Genomic DNA, 18,699 nt, shown 5'->3' with positions numbered 1-18,699 from the left:
CAGTAATCGGGCAAATCATGGATCGTCTTATCGCAATGCGGGTGTTTGTCACGGTGGTCGACCTGGGTAGCCAGTCTGCGGCAGCCGACCATCTAGACTTGTCACGCCCCGTGGTGTCACGTTATTTGGCAGAACTCGAAGAGTGGGTGGGCGCGCGCTTGATGCATCGCACCACGCGCAAGCTGAGCCTGACCGCCGCTGGCAATGAAACCCTGCCCCGCTGTCGGCAGTTACTGGAACTGGCAGACGACATGCAAGCCGCCGTCAGCGTGCCCGATGAGGCGCCGCGCGGGCTGTTGCGCATCAGCGTCAGCACCTCGTTTGGCCAGGCGCAGTTGGCGGCCGCCGTCACCGAGTACGTGCGGCGTTACCCCGACGTGTGCATAGACCTGCAAATGCTCGACCGCACAGTGAATCTGGTGGATGAACGCATCGACCTGGCGATTCGCACCAGCAACGACCTGGACCCGAGTTTGATCGCCCGCAAGCTGACCGTTTGTCGTTCCGTGCTGTGCGCGGCCCCCCAGTATTTGCGCGAGCATCCGGCGCCGCAGCAGGTCGACGACCTCAGCCAGCACAACTGCCTGAGCCACGCTTACTACGGCAAGAGCCTGTGGCATTTCACGGCTCATGGCGAAGCGGTTTCGGTGCCGGTGCAGGGCAATATCAGCGCCAACGAGGCCAGCACGCTGCTCAGCGTCACACTGGCCGGGGCGGGGGTTTCGCTGCTGCCCACTTATCAGGCCGGATGCCACGTGCGCAGCGGGGAGTTGGTGCGTCTACTGCCAGACGCTGAACCTTTGCTGATGAACATTTACGCGGTGTACGCCTCGCGCAAGCACATGCCTGCGACGTTGCGCAGCATGCTCGACTTTCTTGCAGAGCGTTTTACTGAGGAGCCCGCATGGGACAAAGGTTTGTGATGCGTAGTCCATTTGGAGGATGAAGCCGCGCGCGACCGCTCGTACAACTGGCATGGCAAGAAGAAGGGTCTGAGCTAGCCTCAAGGGTGTGAAGTCTAGGTCTGACTCCGATCGTGACAGGAGAGATGAAAGCCATGACCACTAAAACAAAAACCAGATGCATGACCTTTTTTATCGTTTTAGCGGCTGCTGTTCTGTTTGCAGGCGCGTGTTACCGCGCCGAACAAACACGGCTATCAGCCGGATTGGCCGCCAGTTGCTATGGCGGGCACTGCAACGCAATGTTCAGCGCGCTGAGGTAAGGATGCTTTAGCGCATCAGACCGGGCTGATGCTGTCAGTCCGGTCTGCTCGAAACCCGCTGGGCGAGGTGCCCGTCAGGCGCCGGAAGAACCGCGCAAAATACGCCGGATCGACAAACCCCAGGCTATCAGCCACTTCGCTGATGGTCATCGGTGTGTAGATCAAATGACGCTTGGCCTCCAATAGCAGCCGCTGATGAATGATCTGCAAGGCCGATTGCCCTGCCAGTTCGCGGCAGATGCTGTTCAGATGCGCCACCGAAATCCCCACCCGATGCGCCAACTGCTCAACGCTGGGCTGCTCACGAAATCGCGCCTCGACTTGCTGATTGAACAGGTTCAGGTACTCACGCCCGCGTGGCGGTATCTGCCGGGCTTCACGGCGCTGAATGACCTGACGCGTGACCCACACCAGCAGCACACTGATCAACGATTGCAAGAGCATGTCGCGGGCGGGCTGGGCGCTCACATATTCACTGTGCAACGCGCTGAACAGGCTGTTGAGGTAGTTCCGATCCTTGCCCGCCGGGTAGCTGGCAACTCGCTGCAGAGCGCTGATCGAACCACCCAACTGCGCTTGTAACTGCGCCACCAGCGGCGCGGCCAGGGTGAGGACAAACCCTTCAACGTTCGGCGAAAACTGAAACCCGTGCACGCACAGCGGCGGGATCACCTGAATCGCTGACTGCGCCAACTCATGGTACTGACCTTCGATTTCGACCCGCGCCCGGCCTTTGTGCACGTACAGCAACTGGCACAAATCGGCATGCCGATGGGTGCGTATTTCCCAGTCATGCACACGACTGCGCAGCGAAATGGTCTCGCAGTGCAGCAGGTCGGGGCTAAGCCAGTCCTGCTGTTCGCCGTACAGCTTGAACACCGGGATAGACGCAGGGGCAGAGGCAGTCATGGGGCGCAGCCTGTTGATGTGACAATGGGCCGATAATCGCCCTGATTAGCGAAAAGTACCGGCAATTGCGCATTTATCACCTTCATTTGCCTCGCTCGCAAGCGAAAAATACAGGCACAAATTATAAAAACCACTTCGTCCTTAAGTGAACGCGGCCCTTGTAGGAGCGAGCTTGCCTCGCGATCTTTTAAACGATCAAAAGATCGCGAGGCAAGTTCGCTCCTACCAGAGACTGTATGCAGTAAGTCAGTTAACGGACGAAGCTTGCGAGAGAGAACAACAATGAAAACTCAAGTCGCGATTATCGGTGCCGGGCCTTCAGGGCTGCTGCTCGGCCAACTGTTGCACAACGCAGGCATTGATAACGTCATTCTCGAACGCCAGACCGGCGACTACGTACTCGGCCGAATTCGCGCCGGGGTGCTGGAACAAGGCATGGTCGACCTGTTGCGTCAGGCCGGTGTCAGCCAGCGCATGGACGCTGAAGGTCTGGTGCATGATGGCTTTGACCTGGTGCTCGATGACCGCCAGGTACGTATCGACCTCAAAGGCCTGACCGGCGGCAAAAGCGTGATGGTGTATGGCCAGACCGAAGTCACCCGCGACCTGATGGCCGCACGCGAGGCCGCCGGGGCGCAAACGCTGTACAACGCCAGCAACGTGCAACCGCACGGCATGAAAACCGATGCGCCCTACGTGACCTTCGAAAAGGACGGCGAAACCTGGCGCCTGGACTGCGACTACATCGCCGGTTGCGATGGTTTTCACGGCGTGGCACGTCAGTCTATTCCCGGCGATGTGCTGAAAGTTTTTGAACGCGTGTACCCGTTTGGCTGGCTCGGTGTGTTGGCAGACACGCCGCCGGTCAACGATGAACTGGTGTACGCCAAACATAAGCGCGGCTTTGCCCTGTGCAGCCAGCGCTCCGCCACCCGCAGCCGCTATTACTTGCAAGTGCCCGTGGAAGAGAAGGTTGAGGACTGGTCGGATCAACGCTTCTGGGACGAACTGAAAGCCCGCCTGCCCACGCCCTTGGCCGAGCGACTGGTGACCGGGCCTTCGATTGAGAAAAGCATCGCGCCGCTGCGCAGTTTTGTGGTCGAGCCCATGCAGTTCGGGCGTCTGTTTCTGGTCGGCGACGCAGCGCACATCGTGCCGCCCACGGGTGCCAAGGGCCTGAATCTGGCAGCCAGCGATGTCAGCACACTGTTCAACATCCTGCTGAAGGTCTACGCCGAGGGCCGCACCGATTTGCTGGAGCGCTACTCCGAGGTGTGTCTGCGGCGTATCTGGAAAGCCGAGCGGTTTTCGTGGTGGATGACCTCGATGCTGCACCGCTTTGCAGACAGCGACGATTTTAGCCAGCGCATTACCGACAGCGAGCTGGCGTATTTCGTCGACTCTGAGGCCGGGCGCACAACCATTGCAGAAAATTACGTTGGCCTTCCTTACGAAGCTATCGAATAGCGACCTATCGAGTACAATCGCGGGCATCTCGCCACACGTTTGATGCCCGCAGGTGTATTTCGTGACCAGCCTTAACCCGCCTCTACCAGCCAAACCCGCTATTCGCAGTATCCTCGTCGCCCTGATGCTGGCGATTTTTCTGGGGGCGCTGGACCAAACCATCGTTGCCGTCTCGATTCCCGCCATCTCTGCGCAGTTCAAGGATGTCAGCCAACTGGCGTGGGTGATTTCCGGCTACATGGTGGCCATGACCGTGGCAGTGCCGATCTATGGCAAGCTCGGCGATTTGTACGGCCGCAGACGCCTGATGCTGTTCGGCATGGGCCTGTTTACCCTGGCCTCGTTGTTTTGCGGGCTCGCGCAGAACATGGAGCAACTGGTGCTGGCGCGGATCCTTCAGGGGATTGGCGCTGGCGGGATGATTTCGGTGAGTCAGGCGATCATCGGGGACATCGTGCCGCCACGCGAGCGCGGGCGTTATCAGGGCTATTTCAGCAGCATGTACGCGGTGGCCAGTGTGGCCGGGCCGGTGCTGGGCGGCTACATGACCGAATACTTGTCGTGGCGCTGGGTATTTTTGATCAATCTGCCGCTGGGGTTGGTGTCGTTGTGGATCGCGCATCGCACCTTGGTCGGGCTACCTGTCCCACAACGCAAACCGATCATTGATTACCTCGGCACCGTGCTGATGATTGTCGGACTGACCTCATTGCTGCTGGGCATCACCTTTATTGGCCAGGGTCACAGCTGGCGCGACGATCAGGTGCTGGGCCTGCTGGCGGCTGCATTGGTCGCGCTGGCGCTGTTTGTCTGGCATGAACGCCGCACTCTGGAGCCGTTGCTGCCGATGCACCTGTTCGCCAATCGCAACGCGGTGCTGTGTTGGTGCACCATTTTCTTCACCAGTTTCCAGGCCATTTCACTGATTGTGCTAATGCCGCTGCGCTACCAAAGCATCACCGGCGCTGGCGCCGACAGTGCGGCCCTGCACTTGCTGCCATTGGCCATGGGCTTGCCCATGGGCGCCTACTTTGCCGGGCGCATGACCTCCGTGACCGGGTATTACAAACCCATGATTTTGAGTGGAGCGGTGCTGATGCCGCTCTCCATTGTCGGCATGGCCTTAAGCCCGCCGAGCGCCGAACTAGTGAGTGGCGTGTTTATGCTGCTCAGCGGGATCGCGGCAGGGTTGCAGTTTCCGACGTCCTTGGTGGGCGCGCAAAATTCGGTGCAGCAACACGACATTGGCGTCGCCACCAGCACCACCAACCTGTTCCGCTCGTTGGGCGGCGCGGTGGGCGTGGCGCTGATGTCAGCCTTGTTGCTCGCGCTGCTGCATGATTCGTTAGTGACGCCAGCAGTGGGTCAGCCACTGCTGGGTGAAGGCAGCTCGGGCAATGTGTTGCTTGACGGACTCAACGCAGTACAAGGCCCGGCGCTGGATAACCTGCGCAGTGAATTGCTGATGACCTTCCGCACCTTGCTGATGGTCAGCGCTGCGATCTCACTGCTGGGGCTGTGCGCGGCGATCACGATGCCTAATAAGGTACTGCGTGGGCGCGAAGACAAGGCGAAGTAATTGCCGACATCCCCCTGTAGGAGCGAGCTTGCTCGCGATCTTTTAAAGATCAAAAGATCGCGAGCAAGCTCGCTCCTACAGGGATTTGTGCAATCGGGTCAGGGTCGGGCGCTGATTTGTTTTTGCAGGTTCTGGATCTGAGTTTGCAAGGTGTTGATGTTGCGTGTCATTTGGGCACGGAACACGTCAAATTCTGCGGTGCTGGCGCCTTGCGACGGCGCAGGGCGGTTTTCCAGCTGGCTCTTGAGCACAATCATGTCTTGTTCCAGGCTCGCTACCGCAGCGCTCGGATTGCCCTGTTTTTTCAAAGCGATCACGTCACCGGCCTGCTGTGCAACGCTGGCTTTTAGCGTGGCCAACTCAGTGCCCATGGCTTTCAGATCGGCCTCAAGCCGGGTCTGGTTTTCTTTCTGCGCAGTCACTTGCAGCAACATCGCGGCGTTGATTTGCTCAAAGCGCTGGTCCAGGTCCCCTTGCTGCCCTGCCACCAGACCTTGCTGGTGTTTACCCTGCTCCAGGAGTTGCTCTTCAAGCTGCTTGATCTGCAACTTCAAGGCTTCGCTGTCGGTGTTAATGCTCGACTCGCTGGCCACCACCTTGCCTGAGATTGCCTGCAGGCGCCCCGCCGCTTCTTCGCTGATGCGAGCAAAGCTTTCCTGGGTGGCCACCAACTGTTGTTCCATCAAAGAAATTTGCTGAAAGCTCCACCACGCCAACCCGCCAACCGCGACCAGCAAGGCCAGAATCAGCGCCCACAAAGGCCCCGTGCTCGGGCCCTTGACCTTGATCACAGGCGTATTGCGCGAGTACACCGTGGTGCGTTCGCGCGCGCCACCGGTCGAGGCCAGGTCATCATGGTCATCCGCATTGGCACGCAGGGTCGGAACATTGTCGAAGTCGTCACGAGCATCGTTACGCATGGCAAAACCTTATCTGAATCCTGAAGAATATTAGCGGTACGGCGATTCCTGAGCTTTCCACCACCCGCAAAACTCGTCCAGCGCTGCCCACAAGCTGACTTTGGGGTCGTAGTCGAGGTAATGCCGGGCGCGGCTGATGTCGAGAGTAAAGTCTTTGTCCATCACCTGCACCCCCAAACGCGAGAGTGTCGGCTCAGGCTGACCCGGCCACATCTTGCACGCGGCCTCACTGAGCGCGCCGACACTATAGGCCATGCCGTAGCCCCGATAACGGGTGACTTGCGGCACATTCATCTGGCGCATGACGTAATTGACCACGTCCCACAACGGGATCGGCGTGCCATTGCTGATGTTATAGGCCTTGCCCAAGGCTGAGCCGTTCACCAGCACGCTGCTCATCAGCGCTTCGTTGAGGTTCTGCATGCTGGTGAAGTCGACCTTGTTCAGGCCATTGCCAATGATCGCCAACCGGCCTTTGCGTTGCTGCTTCAACAACCGCGGGAAGAAGCTCATGTCCCCTGCCCCGGTCACGAAACGCGGACGCAAGGCGATCACTTCAAGGCCGAATTCCTGAGCCCCGAAAACCTTTTGTTCGGCCAGGAATCGGGTCTCGGCATAAGGGTGCTTGAAACGCTTGGGCACCTCTTCTTCAGTCAGCCCGAGGTGCGGGCGTCCGTCGAAATAAAGCGAAGCAGATGACAAGTGCACCAGACGCCGCACCCGCTGTTTCAAGCAGGCTTCCACGACGTTCTCGGTCACCAGCACGTTGTCACGAAAGAAATCCTGATAACGCCCCCAAGCGCCAACATGCCCCGCGCAATGCACCACGACATCGACATCGACGCACAGGTCACGCACCAGCAGGCCATCGGTCAAATCACCCGGGATAAATTCAGCACCACGTCGCACCAGGTGTTCAACCCCTTCGGCCCGACGCCCACTGACCCGTACGTCAAAGCCGTGCTCCAAGGCAAAACGCGCAAAGCGTCCGCCAATAAAGCCGCTCGCGCCGGTGACCAGAATCTTCATCAATTGCTCCAAATGCTGTAATTCTTGTTGCCTGCTGTTTAAACGCTATTTGTCAGGCCAAAGGCACTAACCAGCGCGATGCCGAACGCGATAAATGCGCCGTCAGTTGCTCCAGCAGTTGTCCGCCATTGCGCCAATGATGCCAGTACAGTGGCACGTCGATTGGTTTATCTGGCAAAAGCTCCAGCAATGCCCCGCTGGCCAATTGCTCGCGCACTTGCTGTTCTGGAATCAGCCCCCAACCCAGCCCGGCCTCCGTCAAGCGGATAAAGCCTTCTGATGAGGGACACAGATGGTGCTCGAAACCGCCGTCCACGCCCAGTGCTGCCAGGTAGCGATGTTGCAAAAAATCATCCGGGCCAAACACCAGCGCCGGGGTTTTAGGCAATCGCTCAGCACTCACCCCGGCCGGAAAATGCCGGGCAATAAAGCCCGGGCTCGCCAGCGCGCGGTAACGCATCGCGCCCAATAATACGCTGCGCGCCCCTGCCACCGGGCGTTCGCTGGCGCACAGGCAAGCGGCAACTTCACCGGCGCGCATGCGTTTTAAGCCGACGGTCTGATCCTCTACCACCAGGTCCAGCAACAGGTGCTGGTCGGCGCAAAAATCGCCGACTGCCTGCGCCCACCAGGTGGCCAGGCTGTCGGCATTCAATGCAATGCGCAGCCGCTCGGGCAGGCCTTCATCATCCAGCGCGGGCACGGCACTTTGCAGGTCACGCTCAAGCAAGCGCACTTGTTGCACATGGTTGAGCAAACGCCGACCAATATCAGTTGGGCTAGGCGGCGTGGCACGCACCAAAACCGGCTGCCCGATGCGCGCTTCCAGCAGTTTGATGCGCTGGGAAATAGCCGATTGTGACAAGCCCAACACCTGCGCTGCGCGCTCAAAACCGGCCTGTTCTACCACGGCGGCGAGGGCCGAGAGCAATTTATAGTCGAACATCAGTTTTCCTAATGGGCGATCAGTAATATTGGTTTTTCTTATACAGCCATGGACCCGACAATAGCCAGCAACAACCCTCTCTTCCGTGTACAGCTCGACGAGTAATTCTTATGTGGCAAAGCTACCTTAATGGCCTGTTGGTCGCGTTCGGCCTGATCATGGCGATCGGCACCCAAAACGCTTTTGTACTGGCGCAAAGCCTGCGCCGTGAACATCACCTGCCGGTGGCGGCCTTTTGTGTGATTTGCGATGCGTTGCTGGTGGCCGCAGGCGTGTTCGGCCTGGCCACGATTCTGGCGCAAAACCCGATCTTGCTGGGCATCGCCCGCTGGGGCGGCGCGGCGTTCTTGCTGTGGTACGGCACCCAGGCGTTGCGCCGAGCATTTTCGGCGTCAAGCCTGAAGCAGTCAGCCGGGCAAACCGCCCGCTCACTCAAGGCCGTGATGCTGAGTGCACTGGCGGTGACGCTGCTCAACCCGCATGTGTATCTCGATACAGTGTTGCTGATTGGCTCACTCGGCGCTCAGCAAAGCGTGCCCGGCGCTTATGTCGTGGGCGCGGCCAGTGCTTCGCTGCTGTGGTTTTTCACCTTGGCGCTCGGCGCTGCATGGCTGGCACCCTGGCTGGCCCGCCCCAGCACCTGGCGCCTGTTGGACCTGCTGGTGGCGGTGATGATGTATGCAGTGGCAGTGCAGTTGATAGTGGCGGGCTGAGTCACTGCAAGATCAAAAGATCGCAGCCTGCGGCAGCTCCACGCTGGGCACTTTTGCATCATTAAAAGCATCAGGTTTTTGAATCAATCGCGCTGAAACGTCTATTCCACACAGTTGTCGCGTGGTTAAGCCGCAACCCCGGTGCTATGATCCAGCGCTTGCGCCGCAAAGAGTACAAACTCCCCGGCGCGTGTTTGGCCGCCCGTGATCGGCCTTGCGCTCATCGCAACTGACCTGATTAGGAGAATCATCATGGCTTTCGAATTGCCGCCGCTGCCGTACGCACACGATGCCTTGCAGCCGCACATCTCCAAAGAAACCCTGGAGTTTCACCACGACAAGCACCACAACACCTACGTCGTGAACCTGAACAACCTGGTGCCAGGCACCGAGTTCGAAGGCAAAACCCTGGAAGAGATCGTCAAGACCTCTTCGGGCGGTATCTTCAACAACGCCGCTCAAGTGTGGAACCACACGTTCTACTGGAACTGCCTGTCGCCAAACGGCGGCGGCGAGCCTACTGGCGCTCTGGCTGAGGCCATCAACGCTGCGTTCGGTTCGTTCGACAAGTTCAAAGAAGAATTCAGCAAAACCTCTATCGGCACCTTCGGCTCCGGCTGGGGCTGGCTGGTGAAGAAAGCTGACGGTTCCCTGGCGCTGGCCAGCACCATCGGCGCCGGCAACCCGCTGACCAGCGGCGACACCCCGCTGCTGACCTGCGACGTTTGGGAACACGCTTACTACATCGACTACCGCAACGTACGTCCGAAGTATGTTGAGGCGTTCTGGAACATCGTTAACTGGAAGTTCGTTGCCGAGCAGTTCGAAGGCAAAGCTTTCACTGCCTGAATCTGACTTCAGGTAAAAAAACCCGGCGCTGCCGGGTTTTTTTTGGCTGAATCAAAAGTAGCGCCGGACCGCTCTTGCGCATCAGCGCCAGCTAAGATCAGCACACAGGTTTTTTTCATTCAATGGCTCAAGTTCACAAACCCATGAACCGACACAGTAGCCAATGATCAAGTCCCCTGATAGCAGCCCTGAAAAGGTGCAATGATTACCCGGCCCCCATGACCACAGGCGTCTCGGCAGGAAACAAGGAATAGCCCTTTGAAGCTGGAACTCAAAAACAGCTTGTCGATCAAGTTACTCCGGATCGTGCTGCTATCAGCATTGGTCGTGGGAGGCATACTCGGTTGCGCGCAAATTGTGTTCGATGCCTACATCACACGGCAATCCGTAACGGAAGATGCCGACCGTATCCTCAACATGTTTCGCGACCCCTCCACTCAGGCGCTGTACAGCCTGGACAGCGAAATGGCGATGCAGGTGATTGAGGGGCTGTTTCAGGACAAGGCCATACGTCACGCGTCTATCGGTCACCCCAATGAGCCGGTGCTCGCTGAAAAATCCAGGGGATTGCAAGAGACGTCCAGCCGCTGGCTGACCGACCTCATTCTAGGCAAGGAGCGCACCTTCAGCGCCGCACTGACGGGCAGCGGGCCGTACAACGAGTATTACGGCGACCTGAGCATTACCCTCGACACCGCCACCTACGGCAAGAGCTTTCTGACCAACGCCGGGGCCTTGCTGCTCTCGGGCATGTTGCGGGCCCTGCTGATGAGCCTCGTGCTGTATCTGATTTATCACTGGCTGCTGACCAAGCCCTTGTCAAAAATGATCCAGCACCTGACCAGCATCAACCCGGATCACCCCAGCGAGCATTTGATCCCGCAGCTCAAGGGCCATGAAAAAAACGAGCTGGGGGTTTGGGTCAACACCGCCAACCAACTGCTGGCCTCGATTGAGCGCAATACCCACTTGCGCCACGAAGCCGAGAACTCTTTGCTGCGCATGGCCCAGTACGATTTTTTGACCGGACTGCCCAATCGTCAGCAATTGCAAACCCAGCTCGGCAAAATCCTGATTGATGCTGGCCGCTCACAACGCCGCGTGGCCGTGTTGTGTGTGGGGCTGGATGACTTCAAAGGCATCAACGAGCAATTTGGTTATCAAACGGGCGACCAGTTGTTGCAGGCCCTGACCGACCGGATCCGTGCTCACAGCGGCAGCTTGGGGGCGTTGGCGCGTTTGGGCGGCGATCAGTTCGCGCTGGTGCAGGCGCATATCGAGCAGCCTTACGAAGCTGCCGAACTGGCGCAAAGCATTCTTGATGACCTTGAAACAGTATTCAGCGTGGATCAGCAAAACATCCGCTTGCGCGCCACCATCGGCATCACGCTGTTTCCGGAAGATGGCGACACCTCCGAGCAGTTGCTGCAAAAAGCCGAGCAAACCATGACCTTGGCCAAAACCCGTTCGCGCAGTCGCTATCAGTTTTACATCGCCAGCGTGGACCGCGAAATGCGCCGCCGACGCGAGCTGGAAAAAGACCTTCGCGATGCCTTGCTCGGCAATCAACTGTACCTCGTGTATCAACCGCAGATCCGTTACAGCGACCATCGTGTGGTCGGGGTCGAAGCGCTGTTGCGCTGGCAGCACCCTGAACACGGCATGATCCCCCCGGATCTGTTTATCCCGCTGGCCGAGAAAAACGACTCCATTATTGCCCTGGGCGAATGGGTACTGGATCAGGCCTGCAATCAACTGCGCGACTGGCACGACCAGGGTTTCACTGAACTGCGCATGGCCGTCAACTTGTCCACGGTGCAGTTACACCACGCGGAATTGCCTCGGGTGGTGAATAACCTGCTGCAGGTGTATCGCTTGCCGCCAGGCAGCCTGGAGCTGGAAGTGACCGAGACCAGCCTGATGGAAGACATCAGCACCGCCGCCCAGCATTTGCTGAGCCTGCGCCGCTCCGGCGCACTGATCGCCATTGATGACTTCGGCACGGGTTATTCATCGCTCAGCTATCTCAAAAGCTTGCCGCTGGACAAAATCAAGATCGACAAGAGCTTTGTGCAAGACCTGATTGACGATGACGACGATGCCACCATCGTGCGCGCCATCATTCAGCTCGGCAAAAGCCTGGGCATGCAGGTGATTGCCGAAGGGGTGGAAACTCTCGAACAAGAAGCCTATGTGATCAGCGAAGGCTGCCATGAAGGCCAGGGTTACCTGTACAGCAAGCCCCTTGGCACAAGGGAATTGAGCGCTTATTTGAAACAGGCGCAACGCAACAACGCACTTAATGTGTAATTTTATATTTCATTATTTTTAGACGCGCCGCGAAAGACATGGCGTCGCTGCGAAGTAAATAGGAAATATTTACAACAGTAACCCTTTACACAAAATGCAAATCTTTCGCATCATGTCGCACGTTTTGCGTGCCGTCGCATGCTTGTCCCACCTCTCGAAGCAGGATTTTCGCCATGATTCGTATGCCCCTGGCCACCGCCAGTCTGCTGGCCATTGCTATTTCACTCGCCGGTTGTGGCGACAAAGACAAAGAAAAAACAGCCGCAGCAGCCCCTACGCCAGCAGCAGCGACCACGCCTGCCACGCCAGCCACTGACGTCACGGCAGCCCAAGTCGACGAAGCAGCCGCCAAGGCCGTTGTCGCGCATTACGCCGACATGGTCCACGCCGTGTACAGCGACGCCGAATCCACTGCGAAAAAACTGCAAACCGCGATCGACGCGTTCCTCGCCAAGCCAAACGACGACACCCTGAAAGCCGCCCGCGCGGCCTGGGTTGAGGCGCGCGTGCCTTACCTGCAAAGTGAAGTGTTCCGTTTCGGCAACACGATCATTGATGACTGGGAAGGCCAAGTGAACGCCTGGCCGCTGGACGAAGGCCTGATCGACTACGTTGACGCCAACTATGCCGGCGCACTGGGCAACCCGGGTGCCAACGCCAACATCATCGCCAACACCCAGATCCAGGTCGGCGAAGACAAAGTCGACGTGACCGAAATCACCCCGGAAACCCTGGCCAGCCTGAATGAGTTGGGCGGTTCCGAAGCCAACGTGGCTACCGGCTACCACGCCATTGAGTTCCTGCTGTGGGGCCAGGACCTGAACGGCACCGGCCCAGGCGCGGGCAACCGCCCTGCTTCTGACTACCTGGAAGGTGAAGGCGCCACAGGCGGCCACAACGACCGCCGCCGTGCCTACCTCAAAGCCGTGACCCAACTGCTGGTCAACGACCTCGACGAAATGGTCGGTAACTGGGCCCCGAATGACCCGGAAAACTACCGCGCCACGCTGGAAGCCGAACCTGTACAGAACGGTCTGCGCAAAATGTTCTTCGGTATGGGCAGTCTGTCGTTGGGCGAACTGGCAGGCGAGCGCATGAAAGTGTCGCTGGAAGCCAACTCCCCTGAAGACGAGCAAGACTGCTTCAGCGACAACACCCACAACTCGCACTTCTACGATGCCAAAGGCATTCGCAACGTGTACCTGGGTGAATACGTACGCGCTGATGGCACCAAAATGACCGGCCCAAGCCTGTCATCCTTGGTCGTCGTTGTAGACCCGGCCACTGACACCACGCTGAAATCCGACCTGGCCGACACCGAAGCCAAGATCCAGGTCATGGTTGACCTCGCCAACAAGGGTGAGCACTACGACCAGTTGATCGCTGCCGGTAACGAAGCGGGCAACCAAGTGGTACGTGACGCCATCGCGGCACTGGTCAAGCAGACCGGCGCTATCGAACAAGCGGCTGGCAAGCTGGGCATCAGCGACCTGAACCCGGACAACGCCGATCACGAGTTTTAATGGGCGCTGTTTGAGTGAGTGACGCAAAAGGCGACCTTCGGGTCGCCTTTTTTTGTGGGCTGTCTGTAGCTGCGGCCTAAGGGGGCCGAGTCTCTTCAGCCGAACAAATACCCTGTAGGAGCGAGCTTGCTCGCGATCTTTTGATCGTTGATCTGTCGGTGTACATATCCATTGCCTGCGCAACGGCGCTTTACGGGTTTCGCTCTTACAGCGAGGCACTTTTGTCAAACAGCCACAAAAGTACCCAAAAAGGCCTTGCCCCAGCGTACGGCCCTCGCTGCGCTCAGGTTCCCTCGTTCCGATCCCGCTCCGTGGGCACGCCGCCACGGGCCATCCATGGCCCATCGCGGCTCTTCCGGCATCCATGCCGGAACACCCACTGCGCAGAACCTCCACTCGGCCTCCCGAAGGGGCGGGTAGATCAAGATCAAAAGATCGCGAGCAAGCTCTCTCCTACACGGAGGGAAAATTATTGTGCGTGATACCAAACGCTAATTCCTCTTATTTCAATTCACCTTCCCTGATAAACTTTCGCCCTCGATTTTGCTGACTGATCTGGACGTTTGATGCCCTCGCTGCCTCTGCGCCTGTCCTTGCTGCTGGCCTTAGGCCTTGCTGGCTGTGATGACGCGCCGCGCTTTACTCAACCCGAGCCCGGCGAAGCCCGCTCTGGCGGAGCTACGACGGTGCGTAAAACGGATCAAAATGCCTTTTCAATGCCCTCCGCCAATCTGTCGCCCACCCGGCGTCTGGATTTCAGTGTGGGTAACAGTTTTTTTCGCAGCCCGTGGGTGATTGCACCTTCTACTACCACGGCGCGTGATGGCCTGGGGCCGTTGTTTAATACCAACGCCTGCCAGAACTGCCATATCAAGGACGGTCGCGGCCATCCGCCGACGCCCAGCGCCAAGAACTCGGTGTCTATGCTGGTGCGTCTGTCGATTCCCAACGAGCCCACTTACGCCAAGTTGATCGAGCAAACCGGGGTCGTCCCGGAGCCTGTTTACGGCGGCCAACTGCAAGACATGGCGGTACCCGGCGTTGCGCCAGAAGGCAAGGTTCGGGTCGACTACGAACCGGTGTCAGTACGTTTCAAAGACGGTACCGAAGTCGAACTGCGCAAACCCGTACTCCAGATCACGCAATTGGGCTATGGCCCGATGCACCCCGACACCCGTTTCTCGGCACGCATTGCGCCGCCGATGATTGGGCTGGGGTTGCTTGAAGCCATCCCCGACGAAGCGATTCTGAAGAATGCCAACAAGGGCGGCGGCATCAACGGACGCCCGAATCAGGTGTGGGATGACGCTCAGCAAAAGACTGTTTTAGGCCGATTTGGCTGGAAAGCGGGCCAACCGAACCTCAATCAACAAAATGTTCACGCCTTTTCTGGTGATATGGGGCTCACAACTCGCCTGAGGCCGTTTGATGATTGCACCCCCGCACAAACCGACTGCCTGGCAGCGCCCAACGGCAATGGTCCGGATGGCGAACCCGAGGTCAGTGACAACATTCTGCGCCTCGTCGAGTTCTACACCCGTAACCTCGCTGTGCCCGCTCGCCGTGATGTCGGTTCGCCGCAGGTGCTGGCCGGTAAAAATCTGTTCTATCAGGCCGGTTGCGTGTCGTGTCATACGCCGAAGTTCACCACCTCAGCCAATGCGGCTGAGCCTGAGCTTGCCAATCAGGTCATTTACCCCTACAGCGATCTGCTGTTACACGACATGGGCCCGGGGCTTGCCGATAACCGTACCGAATTCGCCGCATCAGGCAGCGATTGGCGCACACCGCCACTGTGGGGCATCGGTTTGACTCAGGCGGTGAGTGGCCATACCCAGTTTCTGCACGATGGTCGTGCACGCAACCTGCTCGAAGCCGTGCTGTGGCATGGCGGTGAGGCCGAGCCGGCCAAGCAGCAGGTTTTACACTTTAATGCCGAGCAGCGCGCTGCGTTGCTGGCGTTCCTGAACTCTCTTTAACGCCTTATAAGATCGGGGACCCCGACATGTTTCGACCCAAGCTTCTGTTCACCAGCCTTGCCGCCATTGCCTTGGCTGCCTGCTCGCCACAAGACCCGCAAGCCGTCACCTCGGCCGCTATCGCTAAACAAGTGATCCTGCCGACTTACAGCCGCTGGGTTGAAGCTGATCGCCAGTTGGCGGTCAGCGCCCTCGCGTACTGCGAAGGCAAAGAATCGCTCGACACCGCTCGCGCCGACTTCTTGCACGCGCAAAAGGCCTGGGCCGAATTGCAGCCTTTGCTGATTGGCCCATTGGCCGAAGGCAATCGCTCGTGGCAGGTGCAGTTCTGGCCAGACAAAAAGAACCTGGTCGGACGTCAGGTTGAGCAACTGGTCGTGGCCCAGCCGCAGATCGATGCCGCTGCTCTGGCCAAATCCAGCGTTGTGGTGCAAGGCCTGTCGGCTTACGAATACATTCTGTTCGACAGCCATATCGACCTGGCTGATACAGCACAAAAAGCCCGTTATTGCCCTCTGCTGACCGCCATCGGCGAACGTCAAAAACAGCTGGCCGAAGAAATCCTGGCGAGCTGGAACAGCACTGACGGCATGCTGGCGCAGATGACCAAGTTCCCGAACCAGCGTTATGCCGACTCTCACGAAGCCATCGCAGACCTGCTGCGCGTACAAGTGACCGCACTCGACACCTTGAAGAAGAAGCTCGGCACGCCAATGGGCCGTCAGAGCAAGGGCATTCCACAGCCCTTCCAGGCTGACGCGTGGCGCAGTCAGGGCTCGCTGCAAAGCCTGGCCGCCAGTCTTGCGGCCGCTCAGACCGTATGGGTCGGGGTCGATAACAAAGGCTTGCGTAGCCTGTTGCCCGCCGAGCAAAAGCCGCTGGCTGACAAGATCGATGCCGCGTACGCCGCCTCGCTCAAATTGTTCAACGACAACTCGCGCACGCTCAATGAGCTGTTGGCTGACGACGCTGGCCGCGCACAACTGGATGCCATCTACGACAGCCTTAACGTGGTTCACCGTCTGCACGAAGGCGAACTGGCCAAGGCGCTGGGCATTCAACTGGGCTTTAACGCCAACGACGGCGATTAATGAAGGATGGTTCGATGATGCGCAGGCAAGCTCTCAAGCTCGGTGGTTTATTGCTGAGCGCCGTGACGCTGGGCGGTTGGTCGCTGTTTAAATCTAAAGGCCAGAGCCCGCTGCTGCTCAGTGCCCGAGACGATGTGGACGGCAACCACTTTGCCGTGGGCTATCGACTGGATGGCACCCAGGTGTTCAGTACGCAGGTCGGCCAGCGCTGCCACGACATCATCAACCACCCAACGCTGCCTATCGCGCTGTTTGTGGCACGACGTCCCGGCACGGAAAGTTACCTGATCAGCCTCAAGGACGGGCAACTGCTGCAAACCCTGACATCGTTACCCAATCGGCATTTTTATGGTCATGCGGTGATTCATAAAGACGGCGAATGGTTGTACACCACCGAGAATGACACCACCGATCCGGGGCGTGGCTTGCTGGGGGTTTACCGCTTTGAAGGCGAACGCCTGATTCACAAGGGTGAAATCCCCACTCATGGAGTGGGCCCGCATCAAGTGTCGTGGATGCCTGATGGCGAAACGCTGGTGGTGGCCAACGGCGGCATTCGCACCGAGGCCGAAAGCCGGGTTGAAATGAACCTAAACGCGATGGAGCCCAGTCTGGTGCTGATGCAGCGTGATGGCGCGTTGCTGAGCAAAGAAACACTGAACCAGCAGATGAACAGCGTGCGTCACCTCGGGATTGCCAGCGACGGCACCATCGTTGCTTGTCAGCAATTTATGGGCGACGCCCATGAGTTGTCCGAGTTACTGGCGATCAAGCGTCCAGGCCAGCCATTTGAACCGTTTCCGGTGGCCGAACAGCAACTGCGTGCCATGGGCCATTACACGGCCAGTGTGGCGGTACACAGCGAGCTGCGGCTGGTTGCCTTGACGGCGCCACGGGGTAACCGGTTTTTTGTGTGGGATCTGGACAGCGGTGCGGTGCGCCTGGACGCACCCTTGCCGGACTGCGCGGGCGTGGGCGCAGTGAAAGACGGGTTTGTGGTGACGTCCGGCCAAGGCCGTTGCCGGTTCTACGATTGCCGTCAGCGTGAGTTGACGGCCAAACCCCTGGATTTACCCTCGGGGCTTTGGGACAACCACTTGCATGTGATGTAAAGCCTGCCTGTTACCTGCTGCAACAACGAGCTAGCCTCGCGATCTTTTAAAAAACAAAAGTTCGCGAGGCTAGCTCGCTTCTTTGTCGAACAGCCAAGTAGTCAACCCTGAGGCTTCATGCCTTGCGCCATTCCGAACATGAACAGCAGCAGTTCGTGGTCGGGTTTTGCGTCTGCGACAACTTTAGCCACACGTGGAATCGGGCAATGCGCACCCGTGTTCGCTGCACTCAGCACTTGTGTCACTGGCGGTTGCCAGGCAGCCATTGCCACGGAGGCAACGACCAGAGACCCCAGCAAAAACAAACTTCGTGCTACTTCTCGCTTCATCACCGTAACCCTTTGATGGCGCTGCCAAACACCTTTTCATAAAAGTAGTTCAGTTTGGTCCAGTCGTCGGTGTTCCACGACGAGTGGCGGCGTAGCTGTTTCAGGTCATGCGAGGCGGCCTTGTGGGCCGTCAGCCGTTGCCGGCTTTTTTCAAAGTCCAGCAGGGCCACATCGACCTGCGCACTGTCACCCTCGCCTGTTACTCGAACGAACACATGCTTGGCGTACAGACAACCATGCTGCCAACGCCCCAGGTGCATGCGTGCCAATGTGGTGGCAATGGTTTCAAGCACGCGGTCGTGAATCGCCTCACCCTGCACTTCACGCTCACCGGCAGCGTACCAAGTGTCTATTTCAATAAAACGTTCCAGCGCGGCGGTCACTAACAGTGCACGCCATTGTTTATCCGCCCCTTGCTGAGCCCCGCAATACACCAGTTCAGGTACGCCCACCGACAAACGGTTCATCGCGAGCAGTGCATCCCGCTCGCGCAATACCGTTGGGCGACCCAGCGGGTAGCGCCAACTGCGATAGGTGTGTTCGACCTGACGTTTGGCATACAGCGAGCGGCCTTTGGCATCGTAGATGCGTTGTACGCCACTCTCACCACCGCGACGCTGATTTGGCTCCTCAACCCACTCGCCTTGTTGCTGCCAGTAGAAATCGAAACGGTCTTCAGTTGCAGCGTGGTGTGGCGACACAGAATCAACGGCCATGC

At 58.5% G+C, this 18,699-nt stretch carries 16 protein-coding genes; 10 read left to right on the top strand and 6 right to left on the bottom strand.

From position 1 onward, the window contains the following. Positions 1 to 17: 17 nt before the first annotated feature. Complete coding sequence (locus RHM56_RS03730) at positions 18 to 923, top strand: LysR family transcriptional regulator (protein WP_322238722.1); 906 nt, start codon at positions 18 to 20, stop codon at positions 921 to 923. Between the two features lie 317 nt (positions 924 to 1,240). On the opposite strand, the gene RHM56_RS03725 is transcribed toward RHM56_RS03730, so the two are convergent. Then, entirely contained in the window at positions 1,241 to 2,134 is an 894-nt protein-coding gene (locus tag RHM56_RS03725) for a helix-turn-helix domain-containing protein (RefSeq protein ID WP_322238720.1), read from the bottom strand. Between the two features lie 282 nt (positions 2,135 to 2,416). On the opposite strand from RHM56_RS03725, the gene pobA reads away from it, so the two are divergent. Together pobA and RHM56_RS03715 are read left to right on the top strand one after the other, a co-directional pair. Further along, complete coding sequence (pobA, locus tag RHM56_RS03720; protein WP_322238718.1) at positions 2,417 to 3,601, top strand: 4-hydroxybenzoate 3-monooxygenase; 1,185 nt, start codon at positions 2,417 to 2,419, stop codon at positions 3,599 to 3,601. A gap of 61 nt (positions 3,602 to 3,662) precedes the next feature. Beyond that, positions 3,663 to 5,180 (top strand): MDR family MFS transporter, encoded by a 1,518-nt coding sequence (locus tag RHM56_RS03715; protein ID WP_322238716.1) that lies wholly within the window; start codon positions 3,663 to 3,665, stop codon positions 5,178 to 5,180. A gap of 98 nt (positions 5,181 to 5,278) precedes the next feature. Here the strand turns inward: RHM56_RS03715 and RHM56_RS03710 are convergent, their stop codons facing one another. Genes RHM56_RS03710 through RHM56_RS03700 form a run of 3 tightly spaced genes read right to left on the bottom strand, consistent with a single transcriptional unit; the run spans position 5,279 to position 8,075 of the window. Continuing rightward, entirely contained in the window at positions 5,279 to 6,100 is an 822-nt protein-coding gene (locus tag RHM56_RS03710) for an ATPase (RefSeq protein ID WP_322238714.1), read from the bottom strand. A 30-nt stretch (positions 6,101 to 6,130) separates the two neighbouring features. Continuing rightward, positions 6,131 to 7,129 (bottom strand): NAD(P)-dependent oxidoreductase, encoded by a 999-nt coding sequence (locus RHM56_RS03705; RefSeq protein WP_322238712.1) that lies wholly within the window; start codon positions 7,127 to 7,129, stop codon positions 6,131 to 6,133. A gap of 52 nt (positions 7,130 to 7,181) precedes the next feature. Beyond that, positions 7,182 to 8,075, bottom strand: coding sequence for a LysR family transcriptional regulator ArgP (locus tag RHM56_RS03700; protein WP_322238710.1), 894 nt, complete (start codon positions 8,073 to 8,075; stop codon positions 7,182 to 7,184). 110 nt (positions 8,076 to 8,185) lie between these two features. Here RHM56_RS03700 and RHM56_RS03695 point away from each other — a divergent pair, with 110 nt between their 5' ends. The 7 genes from RHM56_RS03695 to RHM56_RS03665 all read left to right on the top strand — a co-directional run bounded on the left by RHM56_RS03695 (position 8,186) and on the right by RHM56_RS03665 (position 17,652). Further along, positions 8,186 to 8,788, top strand: a complete 603-nt coding sequence (locus RHM56_RS03695) for a LysE/ArgO family amino acid transporter (RefSeq protein WP_322238708.1) — start codon at positions 8,186 to 8,188, stop codon at positions 8,786 to 8,788. Between the two features lie 252 nt (positions 8,789 to 9,040). Continuing rightward, positions 9,041 to 9,637, top strand: a complete 597-nt coding sequence (locus RHM56_RS03690; protein WP_322238706.1) for a superoxide dismutase — start codon at positions 9,041 to 9,043, stop codon at positions 9,635 to 9,637. 258 nt (positions 9,638 to 9,895) lie between these two features. Continuing rightward, positions 9,896 to 11,947, top strand: a complete 2,052-nt coding sequence (locus tag RHM56_RS03685; RefSeq protein ID WP_322238704.1) for a putative bifunctional diguanylate cyclase/phosphodiesterase — start codon at positions 9,896 to 9,898, stop codon at positions 11,945 to 11,947. Positions 11,948 to 12,120: 173 nt separating this feature from the next. Next, positions 12,121 to 13,470: an imelysin family protein gene (locus tag RHM56_RS03680; protein WP_322238701.1), complete on the top strand. Its 1,350-nt coding sequence runs from the start codon at positions 12,121 to 12,123 to the stop codon at positions 13,468 to 13,470. Between the two features lie 566 nt (positions 13,471 to 14,036). Next, on the top strand, positions 14,037 to 15,449 hold the full coding sequence (locus RHM56_RS03675; RefSeq protein ID WP_322238700.1) for a di-heme oxidoredictase family protein: 1,413 nt from the start codon (positions 14,037 to 14,039) through the stop codon (positions 15,447 to 15,449). Positions 15,450 to 15,475: 26 nt separating this feature from the next. Further along, positions 15,476 to 16,540 carry an imelysin family protein gene (locus tag RHM56_RS03670; RefSeq protein WP_322238698.1) on the top strand — a complete coding sequence of 355 codons (1,065 nt, stop codon included), beginning with the start codon at positions 15,476 to 15,478 and terminating at the stop codon, positions 16,538 to 16,540. A gap of 14 nt (positions 16,541 to 16,554) precedes the next feature. Continuing rightward, positions 16,555 to 17,652 carry a DUF1513 domain-containing protein gene (locus RHM56_RS03665; RefSeq protein ID WP_322238696.1) on the top strand — a complete coding sequence of 366 codons (1,098 nt, stop codon included), beginning with the start codon at positions 16,555 to 16,557 and terminating at the stop codon, positions 17,650 to 17,652. A 101-nt stretch (positions 17,653 to 17,753) separates the two neighbouring features. On the opposite strand, the gene RHM56_RS03660 is transcribed toward RHM56_RS03665, so the two are convergent. Both RHM56_RS03660 and RHM56_RS03655 read right to left on the bottom strand, forming a co-directional pair. Continuing rightward, positions 17,754 to 17,981, bottom strand: coding sequence for a hypothetical protein (locus tag RHM56_RS03660; RefSeq protein ID WP_322238693.1), 228 nt, complete (start codon positions 17,979 to 17,981; stop codon positions 17,754 to 17,756). Next, positions 17,981 to 18,697, bottom strand: a complete 717-nt coding sequence (locus RHM56_RS03655) for a lipopolysaccharide kinase InaA family protein (RefSeq protein WP_322238691.1) — start codon at positions 18,695 to 18,697, stop codon at positions 17,981 to 17,983. The genes RHM56_RS03660 and RHM56_RS03655 overlap by 1 nt, the downstream gene beginning before the upstream one ends. Positions 18,698 to 18,699 lie beyond the last annotated feature (2 nt).

The organism is Pseudomonas sp. CCC3.1, assembly GCF_034347405.1.
In the GTDB taxonomy this organism is placed as follows: domain Bacteria; phylum Pseudomonadota; class Gammaproteobacteria; order Pseudomonadales; family Pseudomonadaceae; genus Aquipseudomonas.
Note: the sequence above shows the minus strand (reverse complement) of the source record. Positions and strands in the feature narration are given on the sequence as shown.

Bases quoted from the DNA above. Each gene is read 5' to 3' on its own strand.
- RHM56_RS03655 (WP_322238691.1), bottom strand. From the start codon at position 18,697: ATGGCCGTTGATTCTGTGTCGCCACACCACGCTGCAACTGAAGACCGT.
- RHM56_RS03670 (WP_322238698.1), top strand. From the start codon at position 15,476: ATGTTTCGACCCAAGCTTCTGTTCACCAGCCTTGCCGCCATTGCCTTG.
- pobA (WP_322238718.1), top strand. From the start codon at position 2,417: ATGAAAACTCAAGTCGCGATTATCGGTGCCGGGCCTTCAGGGCTGCTG.
- RHM56_RS03660 (WP_322238693.1), bottom strand. From the start codon at position 17,981: ATGAAGCGAGAAGTAGCACGAAGTTTGTTTTTGCTGGGGTCTCTGGTC.
- RHM56_RS03690 (WP_322238706.1), top strand. From the start codon at position 9,041: ATGGCTTTCGAATTGCCGCCGCTGCCGTACGCACACGATGCCTTGCAG.
- RHM56_RS03700 (WP_322238710.1), bottom strand. From the start codon at position 8,075: ATGTTCGACTATAAATTGCTCTCGGCCCTCGCCGCCGTGGTAGAACAG.
- RHM56_RS03680 (WP_322238701.1), top strand. From the start codon at position 12,121: ATGATTCGTATGCCCCTGGCCACCGCCAGTCTGCTGGCCATTGCTATT.
- RHM56_RS03710 (WP_322238714.1), bottom strand. From the start codon at position 6,100: ATGCGTAACGATGCTCGTGACGACTTCGACAATGTTCCGACCCTGCGT.
- RHM56_RS03665 (WP_322238696.1), top strand. From the start codon at position 16,555: ATGATGCGCAGGCAAGCTCTCAAGCTCGGTGGTTTATTGCTGAGCGCC.
- RHM56_RS03730 (WP_322238722.1), top strand. From the start codon at position 18: ATGGATCGTCTTATCGCAATGCGGGTGTTTGTCACGGTGGTCGACCTG.
- RHM56_RS03695 (WP_322238708.1), top strand. From the start codon at position 8,186: ATGTGGCAAAGCTACCTTAATGGCCTGTTGGTCGCGTTCGGCCTGATC.
- RHM56_RS03705 (WP_322238712.1), bottom strand. From the start codon at position 7,129: ATGAAGATTCTGGTCACCGGCGCGAGCGGCTTTATTGGCGGACGCTTT.
- RHM56_RS03675 (WP_322238700.1), top strand. From the start codon at position 14,037: ATGCCCTCGCTGCCTCTGCGCCTGTCCTTGCTGCTGGCCTTAGGCCTT.
- RHM56_RS03725 (WP_322238720.1), bottom strand. From the start codon at position 2,134: ATGACTGCCTCTGCCCCTGCGTCTATCCCGGTGTTCAAGCTGTACGGC.